Raw genomic sequence first — 14,472 nt, 5'->3', positions numbered from 1 at the left:
TAAGCTTTTCAAAGAAAGGAATTTTGATATGGCATTTAGAAAAGATTTTTTATGGGGCGGCGCAACAGCTGCCAATCAATGTGAAGGCGGTTATAACGAAGGAGGACGAGGTTTAGCGAACGTGGACTTAGCCCCAGTTGGACCAGATCGTTTCCCAGTAATCACTGGAGAGAAAAAAATGTTTGCGTTTGATGATGAACATTTTTACCCTGCTCAAAATGCGATCGACATGTATCACCGTTATAAAGAAGATATCGCATTATTCGGCGAAATGGGCTTTAAGACTTACCGCCTATCAATTGCCTGGAGTCGTATTTTCCCTCTAGGAGACGAAACAGAGCCGAATGAAGAAGGCCTGAAGTTCTATGAAGATTTGTTCAAAGAATGCCGTAAACACAATATAGAGCCCCTTGTAACGATCACTCACTTTGATTGTCCAATGCACTTAGTGGAAAAATATGGTGCGTGGCGTAGTCGCGAGCTTGTTGGTTTTTATGAAAATCTATGTAATGTGATCTTCAACCGTTATAAAGGCTTGGTAAAATATTGGTTGACGTTCAACGAAATCAATATGATCTTACATGCACCATTTATGGGCGCGGGTCTTTACTTTGAAGAAGGCGAAAACAAAGAACAAGTCAAATATCAAGCAGCGCATCACGAATTATTGGCAAGTGCGATCGCAACGAAAATCGCTCATGAAGTCGACCCAGAAAACAAAGTCGGTTGTATGTTAGCAGCTGGTACAAACTATGCATATACATGTAAACCAGAAGATGTCTGGGCAGCACGTAAAGCCGATCGTGAGAATTTCTTCTTTATCGACGTTCAATCACGTGGCGAATACCCAGCGTATGCTCTTAAAGAATTAGAGCGTGAAGGTATCGAATTGCCAATTGAAGACGGTGATTTAGAATTATTGAAAGCACACACAGTAGACTTTATTTCATTCTCATACTACTCATCACGTGTTCAATCAACAGACCCAGCGGTTAATGAACAAACAGCTGGAAATATCTTTGCTTCAGTGAAAAATCCCTATTTAGAAGCAAGTGAATGGGGCTGGCAAATCGATCCATTAGGATTACGTACAACAATGAATGATCTATATGATCGTTACCAAAAACCATTGTTTATCGTTGAAAATGGATTAGGTGCCGTCGATACACCAGACGAAAATGGCAACGTGATCGATGATTATCGTATTGACTACCTAGCTGCACACATTCAAGCAATGAAAGATGCGGTAGAGCTTGATGGCGTAGATTTACTCGGTTACACAACATGGGGCTGTATCGATTTAGTGTCAGCTGGAACAGGTGAAATGAAAAAACGTTACGGTTTCATTTATGTAGACCGTGACAATGAAGGGAATGGAACCTTAAAACGTTCGAAGAAAAAATCATTTGACTGGTATAAAAAAGTCATTGCGACTAATGGAGAAGATTTAACGAACGAATAAAATAGGGGGCTATCAAATGAAAAAAGTAGTAAAACTGTTAGGGGTTTTAATGTTAGGGTTATTAGTAGTTTCAGGATGTGGTAATGGTAACGTCAAAAAAGATGATGCATCAACAGCAAAAAAAGCACCGGAAGAATTGACATTGTACATTGTGCGTCATGGTAAAACAATGTTAAATACAACCGATCGAGTTCAAGGTTGGTCAGACGCAGTCTTAACGAAAGCTGGCGAAGACGTTGTAACAGCTGCAGGAGTTGGTTTAAAAGATATCGAATTCCAAAATGCTTATAGTAGTGATAGTGGTCGTGCAATTCAGACAGCAAATTTGATTGTAAAAGAAAACGAAAAATCATCTGATCTAAAAGTCATCACAGATGAGCGTTTAAGAGAATTTAATTTTGGAACTTACGAAGGCGATTTAAATCATACCATGTGGCAAGATATTGCGGATGATCAAGGCGTTACATTAGAAGAGTTTATGAAAAATATGACACCAGAATCATTTGCGAATAGCGTTGCTAAGTTAGATGCTAAAAATGTAGAAGAAGCTAAAGTCAATTGGCCAGCTGAAGATTACAAGACAATCACGACTCGACTTAAAGCAGGTCTTGATGATATCGTTGAAAAAGAAATGAAAAACGAAGGTTCTGGCAATGTCTTGATTGCTTCACACGGATTGAGCATTTCTGCTTTACTCGCTACATTATTTGATGACTATAAGATTCCAGAAGGCGGTTTAAAAAACGCCAGTGTTTGTACTGTAAATTATAAAGATGGGAAATACACGTTAGATAAGATCAATGATCTAAGTTATGTTGAAGCAGGGCAAAAAAAATAAACCAGAAACAGACAACTTCAACTTCATTTAAGCAAAAATTCGATCAAAGAAACATTTTTGATCGAATTTTGTGTATAATAAGAACAAAAAGAAGGAAAAGGGATAAAAATTATGGTGACTATTACAAATTTTCGTGATATCGGTGGTATTAAAAATAAAGCTGGCAAGGAAATTAAAAAAGATGTTTTTTTAAGATCAGGAGAGCTATCTAATTTAACAAAAGATGACGAACAGCGATTAGAAACAATCTATCGTTTAGGCAAAATCATTGATTTAAGAAGTGAAGCTGAAGTTGGAGAAAGGCCAGATATGTCTGTTCCTAAAGCAGAATACATCCATATTGATATTTTGGAAGATATCAAAGATGAAGGCGCGTCAATCGAAGATTTTGTTAAAATCGGATCTCCTGAGAAATCAGCCGCTTATATGGAAAAACTTTATGCTGATATTGCTTTAAATACGACATCTCAAAAAGGCTATAATAAGTTTTTTGAAGAAATTTTAGCGTTACCACAAGAAGAAAGTATATTATTCCACTGCTTTGCAGGCAAAGATCGTACAGGAATTGCTGCATTATTAGTTTTAGAAACATTGGATGTACCAAGAGAAGCTATTTATACAGATTATCTGTTAACAAATAATTTAAGAAAAAAAGAAAATGCACAGATTTTAGAACAAGCTAAAAAAGCCCAGTTAGAAGAAGCAAATTTAGAAGCGTTACATGTTGCTTTAAATGTAGATAGTAGCTATCTAGATAATTTTTATCGGACCGTTGAAAAGCAGTATGGAGACGTCTCTGCTTATTTAAAACAAGCAATTGGCATCGATAAAGGAACAAAAGAAGTATTGAACCATCGCTTTGTTTTAGATTAAAACGTATGAGAGGTGAGGAATCAGTTATGACGAAAAATCAACATATTAAACTATTGAATCGCTGTATTGAAATTTCGCAAAAAGCTCGTGAACATGGCAATACGCCTTTTGGGGCTTTATTGGCCGATAAGGAAGGGAATATTCTTTTAGAGCAGGAAAATATCGAAATGACAGAAAATATCTGTACAGGACATGCGGAGACGACCTTAGCGGCAAGAGCTTCACAAAAATATAGCAAAGAATTTTTATGGGAGTGCTCGTTGTATACTACAGCAGAGCCATGTGCGATGTGTACTGGAACGATATACTGGGGAAATATTGGAACCATCGTATATGCAATGACTGAAAAACGTTTACTAGAACTAACTGGTGATAACGAACAAAATCCAACTTTTGACCTCCCTTCAAAAGAAATATTGCGTCATGGTCAAAAAAATATTCAAGTAATTGGACCGTTTCCTGAAATTGAGCAAGCGGCAGCCGCTGTTCATGAAGGCTATTGGGATTAATAAAAAAACTCCATTGTGAAAATAGTTATAGGGTGTGGGTCAAAACTGAATATCAGTATTGATCCGCACCTCTACTTTAAATAATTCTATTTTAACTTAAATTAAAATGTCAGAATTTTCAAAAATGTTATTGACTTATTGAAAACTTAAGGCAATAATAGATAAAATCACCTACAAAAAAGGAGAGGTTATTAAAGTATGATTATCAAACCATCGCTGCCGCAAGAAATGACGATTTTTTTCGATGCAGAGAATCAACCAAATGAAAACGTCCAGATGGGTGTAGTTATTCTACAACCAGGAGAAAAAAGACCATTAGATGGTTTTGCTAGACATGATCAAGATGAATATTCTTATGTAGTTGCTGGTGAAGCTCATACAATTTTAGAAGATGGACAAGATTTAGTTGGAAAACCTGGTGATGCTCAGCTGATCGAAGCAGGTGAAGGACATATCAACTATAACGATGGGGACCAAGCGGCGGTTGTTGTTTGGATGTTAGTTGAACGCACGTAAAACAAACATAAGGGAGAAACGTATGAAAAAAGGAATTAAAGCAATTATCGGTCTAACACTTATGCTGACCATCATTTCGGGATGTTCTGGTGGAAAAGAAGCAACAAAATCACAAGAGACAAAACCATTAAATCTAATGTCACCTTCGGAATTAACCACGTTGGATACATCTGTTATGCTAGATTTTCCAGATGCAATTGTCCAAACCGCAGCGTTTGAAGGTTTATATGCACTAGATGACAAAGATCAACTAATTCCAGCAGCAGCAAAAGGAATGCCAGAAATTTCAGAAGACGGTAAAACCTATAAGATCAAGCTAAGAGAAGAGGCTAAATGGAGTAACGATGATCCAGTGACAGCAGCAGACTTTGAATATGCCTGGAAAAAAATGATTGATCCTAAAAATGGCTTTGTGTATAGTTTCCTAGTAGCAGATACAATTTTAAATGCTGAGGAAATTTCAAAAGGAGAAAAACCAGTTGATGAACTTGGGGTAAAAGCAATAGATGATCAAACACTAGAAATAAAATTAAAAGAAGCGAAACCTTATTTCACATCCGTTCTTGCTTTTCCAACCTTTTTCCCGCAAAATCAAAAATTTGTTGAAAAAATGGGAACGGATTACGGAACAACAAGCGAAAATGTTATTTACAATGGACCATTTACTGTGGCTAACTGGAAGCAAACAGATTTAAGCTGGGATTTAAAGAAAAATGAAAAATACTGGGATCAAGCAAATGTAAAATCAGATAAAATACATTATGAAGTAGTCAAAGAAGCTTCGACAGCATTGAACCTTTTTGAAGATGGGCAGTTGGATGTCGCGACAGTCACTGGTGAATTAGCGAAACAAAACCAAAGTAATCCAAACTATCATTCCTATCCAACAGCAACTATGAATTATATTCGCTTAAACCAAAAACGTAAAGATAAAGAGACACCTTTGAAAAATGAAAACTTAAGAAAAGCCTTAGCACTAGGTATCGATAAAGAGAATTTAGTGAATAATATTATTGCAGATGGATCAAAACCCTTGTATGGAGCGGTTACAGAAGGTTTTGTAAGTAATCCTGAAACAGGTGTAGATTTTAGAGAAGAAGCTGGCGATTTAATGACGTACAACAAAGATGAAGCTTTGAAATATTGGACACTAGCTAAAAAAGAATTAGGCGATAATATTACACTCGATTTGATGGTGACGGATGATGGCTCGTATAAAAAAATGGGAGAAAGTCTTCAAGGGAGCCTAGAAAAACTATTTGAAGGTCTCACAATCAACGTAACAGCATTGCCAACTGAAACAGCATTGAATCTTAGCCGTGAGAGTGATTACGATATGTTCTTGATTTACTGGACACCAGATTATCAAGATCCAATTTCAACACTGAACATGTTACGTACAGGAAATGATCGCAATTACTCAAATGCCAAGTATGATGCGTTGTTGGATGATGCTTCACAAAAATATGCGACTGATTTAGAAAAACGCTGGGAGACTTTGATCACTGCTGAAAAAGTAGGTATTGAAGATACAGCTGGAATGATTATTATTAGCCAAAATCAGCAATCAGTTTTACAAAATGAACAGGTTAAAGGGGTTAATTACCACACTTTTGCAGCACCTTTAACGTTAAAAAACATCTATAAAGAAGCTGAATAATGATAGAGCTAAAAAAGTCTTTCAAATGAAAGGCTTTTTTAGTCATATTAATATCAGAAATTATGTTCCGGTTGTATGATAGTAGTATGCAAAATAAGATAAAATAGAAAGAGCAACGATAAAAAGGAGTGAAGTGTCGTGGTTAAGCAAGAACATAAAAAGCATACGACTAGTAATGAAATGCCATTAAAGAATATAGAAGAAGAAATTCGACAATTTATTTTGAAACAGCGTCCAGATTTAACAGAAGATTCCGCTATTTTATTTCCAGAGCTTTTAAATTATCGTTTAGACTATATAAAGACAATGATTAAAAGTGATTCACAAACAATGGAAAAATTGAATGAGACAATTGTTGAAAATATCAAAAATAATGAAACAATCTCAAATAATTTAAATACGACTGTCGAAAAAAATTTAACATTAGGACAAAAAACTGCTGATAACATCGCTAAATTTGGTGGAAGTTGGCCATTCATTTTCTTATTTATTGCGGTATTAATTATTTGGATCGTCGTTAACTCAACGCAATTGCTAGGAAAACCATTTGATAGTTATCCGTTCATTCTGTTAAATTTAGCCTTATCTTGCTTAGCTGCAATTCAAGCACCAGTCATCATGATGAGTCAAAATCGTCAAGAAACAAGAGATCGAGAACAGGCAAACAATGATTATAAAGTGAATTTGAAAGCCGAAATAGAAGTCAACCTGTTACATGAAAAAATGGATTATTTAATCAATAGCCAATGGCAACACTTAGTTCAGATGCAGCATATGCAAATTGAACTGTTAAGTGAACTGCAAGAACAACTCAATGAATTGAGTGAAAAGAAAAGAGTTGATGCAGAGCGTTAGGGAAAAAGAACAAGTATGATAGGAGGATAACATGAATCAGCACCAAGCAACTGAAAATGAATACAGTAAACTAGTAGATATCTGGGCAAGATCTGTAAGACAAACTCATGATTTTTTGAAAGATGACGATTTTAAAACAATAAAATCTGAATTAGCGACTTATTTTCCTCATTTAGATGTAAGAGTGTGGACGGATGATGAAAAGATTATTGGTTTTTCTGGAGTGGATGGCACTAAATTAGAAATGCTGTTTCTAGATCCTGTATACATTGGAAAAGGATACGGAAAACAGGTAGTGACAAGTCTAGTAAAAGAAAATAATATTCAATTTATCGACGTCAATGAACAAAATTACTCTGCAAAAGCTTTTTATTTCGCAATGGGGTTTGAAGAATATTCACGAAGTGAAGTGGATGATGCTGGAAGAGTGTATCCAATTTTACATTTTAAAAAAAGTACTAAGGAAAAGTAACGAATTCCTTAGTACTTTTTTCTTTCATACTAAAAATCAAATAGTCAATTTAGAACTTTGTTCGAACATCTTTTCAAGAAAAATTTTCCTTTGTTTGTCATTTAGATTTTTCAGGGAAGATAGTGAAAAATGTTTAACTTTTTTGATACCGGACATTTTTAATACTTGCTTTTTCAGAACAGTACCATAATCTTGTTGAAATAACGTTTTATACCATTTAGGTGCATCTTCTGTTGTGATCATCCAGGCTGATTTATTTTTTAAAAGACCTACGGGGAGATTCCCTTTATAAGTATAAGCAAATCCTTTACTAAACACTTTATCAATAAAACCTTTTAAAATGGCAGGCATGCCGCCCCACCAAATTGGAAATATAAAGATGATATGGTCAGCCCATAAAATCTGTTCTCGATAAATAGCTGTTTCCTCGTCGAACTGCATATTTCTTCGTTTCTTTGTTTCGTTGAAAACTAATACAGGATCGAAATTTTCTTTATAAAGATCGATAATTTTGACAGTGTTTTTTTGTTCAGCTCCTTGCTGGACGTGATTCATGATAGAGTGGGTATAGCCTGTTGCATTAGGATAAGCATAGAGAATCAGTATATTCATTTGTAACGCCTCCGGATAATAAATTTAAGGATGCAGGTCTTCAAAGATTGTATCTGAAAATTCTGCTAGTTCTTTTTTCATTTGTTCGTAGTTTGTTTCGCATTCTTCATAGGTTTCAGGAATTGGCAATGACTTTATTGAGTCAATGATCAATTGGTAATGTTTGATCGTTGTTTCTAGATCAGTGATCTTGTTCGCCATAAGTTCACGACTACGGTTGTTGCATTCTAAAGAGACGGGCTGATCAAATAATTGCAGTAATTCTTTCATCTCTTTTAAAGAAAAATGAGCATACTTCATAACCGAGATATACTTTAGACGCGCGAATTCATCTTGGCCATAAAGCCGATAATTATTTTCCCCACGTTGCGGTTGGATCAATTGTTCTTTCTCATAATATCTGATCGTATCTTCGCTCAAATGGACTTGCTGAGAAATTTCTTTGATGGTTCGTCTTTTTTCCATTGCAATCACCTCAAAACTATCTTAACATTGGAGCATGCTCCAATGTCAATAACCCAAATTAGTTTTTTTGCTCAGTGAGCGTTATGGTTTTATAGATTCCTGATAATGTGTATAATTCTTATAAATAGATCAATATTTTTTTATCTTTATAATGAATAAAATCCTTAAATATGTAAAAATACGAGATAAATAGGTAATAAACCAAATAGAAAAATAATTGCATTTAGATAGTGTCAAAAAAAATAAAAAATGCTTAATTTCCTTATAAACACTGGGGAATGGGCTTTTTTTTTGTTTTAAAGTAGAAAAAAAATAGACATAGGAATGAAAAAAATGACAAATAAAATTCATTTTAATAGCATATTACTTGATATAAGAGATTGAGAGATACTATAATGAACTTAAGTCAGCGTTTTTAGCTGCTTAGATATGGGAGGAGAGAGCATTATGTTTAGTTACACGGATATGATTTTGTCAGTAATGCAACGAGTTGAAGTCTACAATGAGATTTTTAATGCCATTTCTAAGGAAGTACAAGAGAACAGCTGTAGCCAAGCCATTAACAGAAGAGGGAAAGATACGTATTTATTTTGCCGCAGTAATGTTAATCGGTTCTTTGTAGAAGAAGAAAGTTTTAGAAAAAACTTAGTATTTTATGGCGAAAAAGAAGCAACAAAAATCTTGTTAGAAGGTTTAGATGCCTATAAAGAAGGAATCTATTTTTGGTTGGAAGCATTAAACGACAAGTGTGAAGTGATTGATGAAATCAAGTACAAACGTGGTTTGAATAGTACAGAGAGTTCATTTGAATTAATTAATCAAGCATGTAAAGAAGCTTGTGGTGGTATTCAAAGTGCACATAGTGTACATAAAATGTAAATTAGATAGACATCCTATAAATTAGTAGAAAACATCGTTCAGTTGCCCTAATAAGTATCGAAAATTGATATCATCTGGTTTTAATTCCATTCATTTTGTAGTTTTTTTAATTATTTATTTCAAAATAAATAAAATACCAAGGCAAGTATTCTGTTGGCTTTGGTATTTTTTTCTATATTTTTGTTAAGAATTTTTCTGTCAGTGAATCTAGTGCTTGGTCGATTACTTGAGCGTTCTTAGGATCTCGTTGTAAGAAAATTTGCGAGAAATATTACATACCAATCACTGTTAATGTGATCGCTTGCCCGTCGGCTATTGAAATTATAATTTGAGGTGTAACAACACTTTTACCACGGAGACCTAAACCGATATAAGCCAATTCTATCGTCTGTTTAATGATTGTTCTAATTCGATAATAACCATCTGTTATAGATTTTTTATCCTCATTAAAGCACTTCAATAAAGTATCAAGTTTCTTTTTTCTGTTCATTTTATCCTTCCTTTCTAATTATTGTAGCATTTCTCATAAATATGGATCAAGCATCGAGAGAATGTTATAAATCGCTATTATCTCCAATAAATATTTAAGAAAAACACTAGGAAAAACAATAGGAAACGATATAATACTCACATAATTCTCAAATATTTGTGTTATTTATCAAAAATATGATAAATAAAAGATTATAATTGTATAGACTTGGCAAATAAAATAGATTAAACTTATTTTAGTTTGGTAAGTATATTAATTTTATATTGAATTTATAACTTTTCTGACATTTATGTGGTACGAATATGCGTAATATCGATACAAATGGCTAATCTAATAACGAAATCATAAAGGGGAACTACTATATGTACAACATAGGTTTTGTCTTGCTTGACAACGAAGATGAACAAAAATACATAGATTCACTAAAAAGCACTCAATTAAATGTGTATCCAATCAATAAAAATGAAATTACTGAAAAAATTGGGCATTATGACGGTATTATACTTAACGAACAGAATGCACAAAATATTGGTGTGATTTGCGAACTGCTTCTTCTGTTAAAGAAAAAACAAGATCCTTTTATCTGGGTGATCTCACAACAGAGCAATAAAATGAATCATATTGTTTATTTACAACTGGGTGCTGACGGTATAATCGATCAAGAATGTGACCCAGAAGAGTGTAAGCTTTTGATGTTCAATGCATTCGATAGATATAATCGAGCATATCCGATTGCCGAAGAACCCACAGACAAGATGCTTGATACTCAAAAAATCCAATTACGTCCTTGTAATTATAGTGTCCTTTTAAATGGTGAAGAGATCAATTTAACAAAGTTAGAATTTAAAACGATTGAATTTCTAGAAACAAAAAAGGGTGTGGCAGTTTCTTATGAAGAGATTTACAAAAAAGTTTGGGAGAATGAAGGAAATGATAAGCAATATCGCGTATCAAATTTAATTTTCCATTTAAGACAAAAAATTGAAGAAGATGCTGCGCATCCAAAATATATTAAAACAGTTCGTTCAAAAGGCTATAAGTTAACTGTATAGTTTAATCCCTGTTTATAGAATAATCTAATTAGAAAAGTAAGTAGCAATGTCATGGCGGTTGATCTAAAAAAACAAGACAATGACGGTGACAAAAAACAAAATATGTTTTCTTTTTTTCAAACCAACTGTTGATCATAACAAAATAGAGAAAATCAGTGCTCTTTTACTAACGTCTATATAGAGAACAGCCATTCTCCATAGACTAGTAAAAAAATGAGCGCTAATTTTCCCCTGCATTGTGAATGTATCAAAAATTTAAACAATTGGCAAGAAAAATAGAAATAGATTGTACGTTCTTTTAAGACAGACGTACCAAAAATGTTAGGGGAGGAGTTGAGAATATATGAAAATCGGAAAAAAGTCTTATATTGTTTTTGGATTGGTTTTATTGGTGGGAATTCTCTGTACGGTTGTATGGCATAATACTACACTTACGAAAGCTTCAGAAGAAAAATTTTCCATTAAAACTGAATCAATAAATGAATCTGGGGAAATACCAGTAACATTAACGATTTCTGAACCGAAAAATGAACAGCTAAAGCTTTCGTTTGAAGGAGTTTATGAAGTAAAAGCCGATGAATTATTAGCTGGTCTTTCTGATAACTATGATGGGACAGTATCAATAGAAGCTGTGGATGAAACGAGTGTTAAACTTACAACCAAAAGTTATGAGGAGTCTTTAAAAATCAGTTTTATAGTTAGGCCATTAAATCAGGCTGAAACAGGCAAGCTCGTACTGTCTAATTCAGCAGGGGAAGAGTTGGCAACTAGTAAACTAAGTTTTTCTGAAAAAAAGACTAAGCTAGATGAAAATATTTTAGCGGATAACCTATCTTTGCTTAAAACCACAAGAACTGGAATAACCAGAGATGAGATTAGCGGACCAATTCCAGCTACACCGGAAGAAAAGGCTGCAGCAAATGAAGCGGCTAATACTAGATTTGGTTTTGACCCATCACAAAATTCAGTAACAGTTGATACTTGGGCAGATTTTAAACTTGCTTATCAGAATAATGCTGTTACAAAAATTACGATGATAAATAATATCTCAAACAGAGCCGTGAGCGGAGCTGCTGGAAACCTGGGTGAAAGATCCAAGTCCATTGAAATTGATGGTGGTGGTTTTTTACTTGATTTAAATGATCAAACACTTCGTTTAGCAGGTACACCAACAGATGGAATTGGTTTTGTCCATGTGCATAACATGTCTATCAAGCAAAATGTAACTGATGCTGGTTACAATGGTGGAACTTATAGTTGGGCATTTATCATGGGAAATAATGGGACTGCTTCTGCAAGAAACTGGTACTTTAGAGTTGGAGATATTCGTAGTTTTGAAGAGGTCAATGGTGAAAAAATTGCCCGTTTGATTCGTGGTACACGTAGTGAAATCACAGTTTACGGGAAAATGACCCTATACACAACGTCTGAAAACTTTTATGCGGGAAGCGTCATTATTGAAGATGGGACAGAATGGTATGGCGTAAATACAACATCGCCTTGGTCTTTGGTCTGGTATGAGCAAAATTCCTCAGGAACAGATACGGGTGCGGCTCAGAAATATATTGTAGGAAAGCATAGTTATATTTACCTACAAAATAGAGGGAACAACCCGACTTATCCATCTGTATTCAGTTACTATAAAGAATTAGAGGTTGGAGAAAACTCGATTTATAATGCCAATATGGCTGGAAATTCTGTAAGATTTGATAATCCGGGAGTTATGACTGTAAAAGCAAATGCAGTAGTCAATTTGCTGAGTCGCGGAACAGGTGAAGTTCTTCAGTATTCTTCAAATGATGCTTCAGTAGTTGTTGAACCAACAGGAAGTTTATATGTTGTTGGGAATACGACTGGAGGAGTTGTTGGTTTAAATGGTGGAAACAATCGCTCACTAACGTTAAATTCACCTAAAGGATATGATATTCGAAACCGAAACAACAGTGGAAGAGCGATTGCAATGACAGCTGTTGCAACACAAACATTCAATATAAATGATTCTGATATTGACTTATGGACTGTTGGTAAGGATATGTCTGGACCTTCGCAAGAAACCTATGCTTTAGTTACAAACTTCACTTCTACTGGTACGAATGTGATTACTACTTCTGAACCAGGGTTACAAACGTTTAGATACGCAAACTATCGAAGAATTACAGGGATGAATTCTAAGCCTACGATGGAATGGACACCAGTGACTGATGCAGATAAAACATATCAAGCAAAGGTCAAAATTGGGATGACTCCGTCAGACGACTTTGATGAAAATGGTAACGTTGTTTTAGTTCCAGTGTATGCTTCTAAAGGTCAAGCATCTGTCACATATACAGATACTTTCAATGATGCACACACCGCATCAACTTTAGATGATGGTTTAGCACCATTTACTGATACAAAATTCAATATTGCTGGTAAACAAATCAGTGCTCATGCAATTAGAGGTCCGTGGCTATCGGAACCTGATGAAGTAACAACAGTTATTGATGTTACACCTCCAGAACCGGCAGTTGTAACGGGTGGTAAGGTAACAAATGCAATGAAACAGCTAAGTGGTAAAGAGGCTGAACCAAAAGCAAAAATTTACCTTGATATCAACGGTGTTCGTCAGAGTGCGGTAGGCACTGTTAATGACGATGGAACATGGACATACAATCTACCTCATTATTTAGAAAAAGGCGATACAATCCAAATTTTCTTAGAAGATAATGCTGGGAGAGTTACTGAAACACTAACTCCAGCAGCACCATCAACTAATAGTGATACTGGTAATATCAATCCAGCAGCAAATATGACCTATCGTGATGCAACGTTTAAAGCTGCAACAAAGTATACAGTAGAAGATGTTCTTCCCGATAAACCACTGATGGAAAAAACAGTTACTTCTTCAGGAGGCGCTACAACGCAAGTTGGTGATAACTTGACGTACACGTTAACAGCTAAAAACAATAAAGAAGAGTCCTATACTACATTATGGGCGAATACTGTTGTGACAGATACGATTCCTTCAGGCTTAGATTTTGATCCAGCAACGGCTGAAATCAAAATTGACGGAGTTGCTGCTGAAACGCCAAAAGATTATTCCTATGATTCTAACTCACGAGTATTAACAGTTAAATTGGGAAATCTAGCATCTGGGGAATCATCAGTTATCACCTTTAAAGCCCAAGTTGCTTCTTCTGCTGTAGGGACTGTAATTAGTAATATAGCAGATATAGTTGGTGATTCACCAAGAGAAATGCCATTTGTTGAAGGTCCGATTGATCCAGATGCTAAACATGAAACTTACAATGCCACCTCTCAGGAAGCTAAAAACCCTGGTGGCACAGTCTTTGGTGTTCTAGAAGTAGCTTCTGCACCAACAGAGATTGACTTTGGCAGCGTGAAGTATCAAGGGAAGAAGACTCGTATCAATTCTGCTGAACATCGTGGAGCAGATTTAGTGATCAAAGACAGCCGAGCCAATAAAAAAGGATGGTCATTGACTGCCAAACTTACAACGCCGATGACAAACCAGAATCCTGATGTACCAGAATACACATTGGATGGTGCGCTCAAATATGTTTACAAAAATAAGGAGATCACCTTGAATGGCGGTGCTCAGGATATTATGATACAAAATGCTAATGCTTCAACAGCAGAAACAACCTATAACATTAGTGATACGTGGTCTGAATCTGGAGATGGCTTCAAATTTGAAACCTCAGCTCAAGATGTAAAAGCATTAGGTACTTACCAAGGTGAGATCCTCTGGGAATTGGGCGATACTCCATAAGAGTAAAGGAGATTTTT

Annotated in this window: 14 protein-coding genes; 11 read left to right on the top strand and 3 right to left on the bottom strand. The window is 35.1% G+C overall.

Going from position 1 to position 14,472, the window contains the following annotated elements:
- Positions 1 to 28: 28 nt before the first annotated feature.
- The 8 genes from IGJ02_RS14235 (at position 29) to IGJ02_RS14200 (ending at position 7,185) form a co-directional block, all read left to right on the top strand.
- Entirely contained in the window at positions 29 to 1,462 is a 1,434-nt protein-coding gene (locus tag IGJ02_RS14235; RefSeq protein WP_010762505.1) for a 6-phospho-beta-glucosidase, read from the top strand.
- Positions 1,463 to 1,478: 16 nt separating this feature from the next.
- Positions 1,479 to 2,300, top strand: coding sequence for a histidine phosphatase family protein (locus IGJ02_RS14230; RefSeq protein ID WP_430602464.1), 822 nt, complete (start codon positions 1,479 to 1,481; stop codon positions 2,298 to 2,300).
- A gap of 111 nt (positions 2,301 to 2,411) precedes the next feature.
- Positions 2,412 to 3,173 (top strand): tyrosine-protein phosphatase, encoded by a 762-nt coding sequence (locus IGJ02_RS14225; protein ID WP_430602463.1) that lies wholly within the window; start codon positions 2,412 to 2,414, stop codon positions 3,171 to 3,173.
- Between the two features lie 26 nt (positions 3,174 to 3,199).
- Entirely contained in the window at positions 3,200 to 3,682 is a 483-nt protein-coding gene (locus tag IGJ02_RS14220; RefSeq protein WP_430602461.1) for a nucleoside deaminase, read from the top strand.
- A gap of 198 nt (positions 3,683 to 3,880) precedes the next feature.
- Positions 3,881 to 4,198 carry a cupin domain-containing protein gene (locus IGJ02_RS14215; RefSeq protein ID WP_010762509.1) on the top strand — a complete coding sequence of 106 codons (318 nt, stop codon included), beginning with the start codon at positions 3,881 to 3,883 and terminating at the stop codon, positions 4,196 to 4,198.
- Between the two features lie 22 nt (positions 4,199 to 4,220).
- Positions 4,221 to 5,858: a peptide ABC transporter substrate-binding protein gene (locus IGJ02_RS14210; RefSeq protein ID WP_430602460.1), complete on the top strand. Its 1,638-nt coding sequence runs from the start codon at positions 4,221 to 4,223 to the stop codon at positions 5,856 to 5,858.
- 180 nt (positions 5,859 to 6,038) lie between these two features.
- Entirely contained in the window at positions 6,039 to 6,713 is a 675-nt protein-coding gene (locus IGJ02_RS14205; RefSeq protein ID WP_051094843.1) for a DUF1003 domain-containing protein, read from the top strand.
- Between the two features lie 31 nt (positions 6,714 to 6,744).
- The gene (locus IGJ02_RS14200; RefSeq protein ID WP_430602459.1) at positions 6,745 to 7,185 is read left to right on the top strand and encodes a GNAT family N-acetyltransferase; all 441 of its coding nucleotides are present in this window, start codon (positions 6,745 to 6,747) and stop codon (positions 7,183 to 7,185) included.
- Between the two features lie 36 nt (positions 7,186 to 7,221).
- On the opposite strand, the gene IGJ02_RS14195 is transcribed toward IGJ02_RS14200, so the two are convergent.
- Both IGJ02_RS14195 and IGJ02_RS14190 read right to left on the bottom strand, forming a co-directional pair.
- Positions 7,222 to 7,797 (bottom strand): NAD(P)H-dependent oxidoreductase, encoded by a 576-nt coding sequence (locus IGJ02_RS14195; protein WP_430602458.1) that lies wholly within the window; start codon positions 7,795 to 7,797, stop codon positions 7,222 to 7,224.
- Positions 7,798 to 7,821: 24 nt separating this feature from the next.
- A complete protein-coding gene (locus tag IGJ02_RS14190) occupies positions 7,822 to 8,262 on the bottom strand; it encodes a MerR family transcriptional regulator (RefSeq protein WP_010762514.1) in 441 nt (146 codons plus the stop codon).
- 447 nt (positions 8,263 to 8,709) lie between these two features.
- On the opposite strand from IGJ02_RS14190, the gene IGJ02_RS14185 reads away from it, so the two are divergent.
- Positions 8,710 to 9,141, top strand: coding sequence for a hypothetical protein (locus IGJ02_RS14185; protein ID WP_010762515.1), 432 nt, complete (start codon positions 8,710 to 8,712; stop codon positions 9,139 to 9,141).
- A gap of 271 nt (positions 9,142 to 9,412) precedes the next feature.
- Here IGJ02_RS14185 and IGJ02_RS14180 read toward each other — a convergent pair whose 3' ends face one another.
- Positions 9,413 to 9,631, bottom strand: coding sequence for a hypothetical protein (locus IGJ02_RS14180; protein WP_430602457.1), 219 nt, complete (start codon positions 9,629 to 9,631; stop codon positions 9,413 to 9,415).
- A 362-nt stretch (positions 9,632 to 9,993) separates the two neighbouring features.
- On the opposite strand from IGJ02_RS14180, the gene IGJ02_RS14175 reads away from it, so the two are divergent.
- Both IGJ02_RS14175 and IGJ02_RS14170 read left to right on the top strand, forming a co-directional pair.
- Positions 9,994 to 10,683: a winged helix-turn-helix domain-containing protein gene (locus IGJ02_RS14175; protein WP_430602456.1), complete on the top strand. Its 690-nt coding sequence runs from the start codon at positions 9,994 to 9,996 to the stop codon at positions 10,681 to 10,683.
- Positions 10,684 to 11,026: 343 nt separating this feature from the next.
- Positions 11,027 to 14,455: an isopeptide-forming domain-containing fimbrial protein gene (locus IGJ02_RS14170; RefSeq protein ID WP_430602455.1), complete on the top strand. Its 3,429-nt coding sequence runs from the start codon at positions 11,027 to 11,029 to the stop codon at positions 14,453 to 14,455.
- Positions 14,456 to 14,472: the final 17 nt, after the last annotated feature.

It is taken from the genome of Enterococcus sp. DIV0724b, from assembly GCF_050531475.1.
Taxonomy (GTDB): Bacteria; Bacillota; Bacilli; order Lactobacillales; family Enterococcaceae; genus Enterococcus_L; species Enterococcus_L haemoperoxidus.
The sequence above is the reverse complement of the archived record's forward strand: the minus strand, read 5'-3'. Positions and strand labels throughout refer to the sequence as shown.

Coding starts and splice junctions, on each gene's coding strand:
- IGJ02_RS14235 (WP_010762505.1), top strand. CDS start 29: ATGGCATTTAGAAAAGATTTTTTATGGGGCGGCGCAACAGCTGCCAAT.
- IGJ02_RS14230 (WP_430602464.1), top strand. CDS start 1,479: ATGAAAAAAGTAGTAAAACTGTTAGGGGTTTTAATGTTAGGGTTATTA.
- IGJ02_RS14225 (WP_430602463.1), top strand. CDS start 2,412: ATGGTGACTATTACAAATTTTCGTGATATCGGTGGTATTAAAAATAAA.
- IGJ02_RS14220 (WP_430602461.1), top strand. CDS start 3,200: ATGACGAAAAATCAACATATTAAACTATTGAATCGCTGTATTGAAATT.
- IGJ02_RS14215 (WP_010762509.1), top strand. CDS start 3,881: ATGATTATCAAACCATCGCTGCCGCAAGAAATGACGATTTTTTTCGAT.
- IGJ02_RS14210 (WP_430602460.1), top strand. CDS start 4,221: ATGAAAAAAGGAATTAAAGCAATTATCGGTCTAACACTTATGCTGACC.
- IGJ02_RS14205 (WP_051094843.1), top strand. CDS start 6,039: ATGCCATTAAAGAATATAGAAGAAGAAATTCGACAATTTATTTTGAAA.
- IGJ02_RS14200 (WP_430602459.1), top strand. CDS start 6,745: ATGAATCAGCACCAAGCAACTGAAAATGAATACAGTAAACTAGTAGAT.
- IGJ02_RS14195 (WP_430602458.1), bottom strand. CDS start 7,797: ATGAATATACTGATTCTCTATGCTTATCCTAATGCAACAGGCTATACC.
- IGJ02_RS14190 (WP_010762514.1), bottom strand. CDS start 8,262: ATGGAAAAAAGACGAACCATCAAAGAAATTTCTCAGCAAGTCCATTTG.
- IGJ02_RS14185 (WP_010762515.1), top strand. CDS start 8,710: ATGTTTAGTTACACGGATATGATTTTGTCAGTAATGCAACGAGTTGAA.
- IGJ02_RS14180 (WP_430602457.1), bottom strand. CDS start 9,631: ATGAACAGAAAAAAGAAACTTGATACTTTATTGAAGTGCTTTAATGAG.
- IGJ02_RS14175 (WP_430602456.1), top strand. CDS start 9,994: ATGTACAACATAGGTTTTGTCTTGCTTGACAACGAAGATGAACAAAAA.
- IGJ02_RS14170 (WP_430602455.1), top strand. CDS start 11,027: ATGAAAATCGGAAAAAAGTCTTATATTGTTTTTGGATTGGTTTTATTG.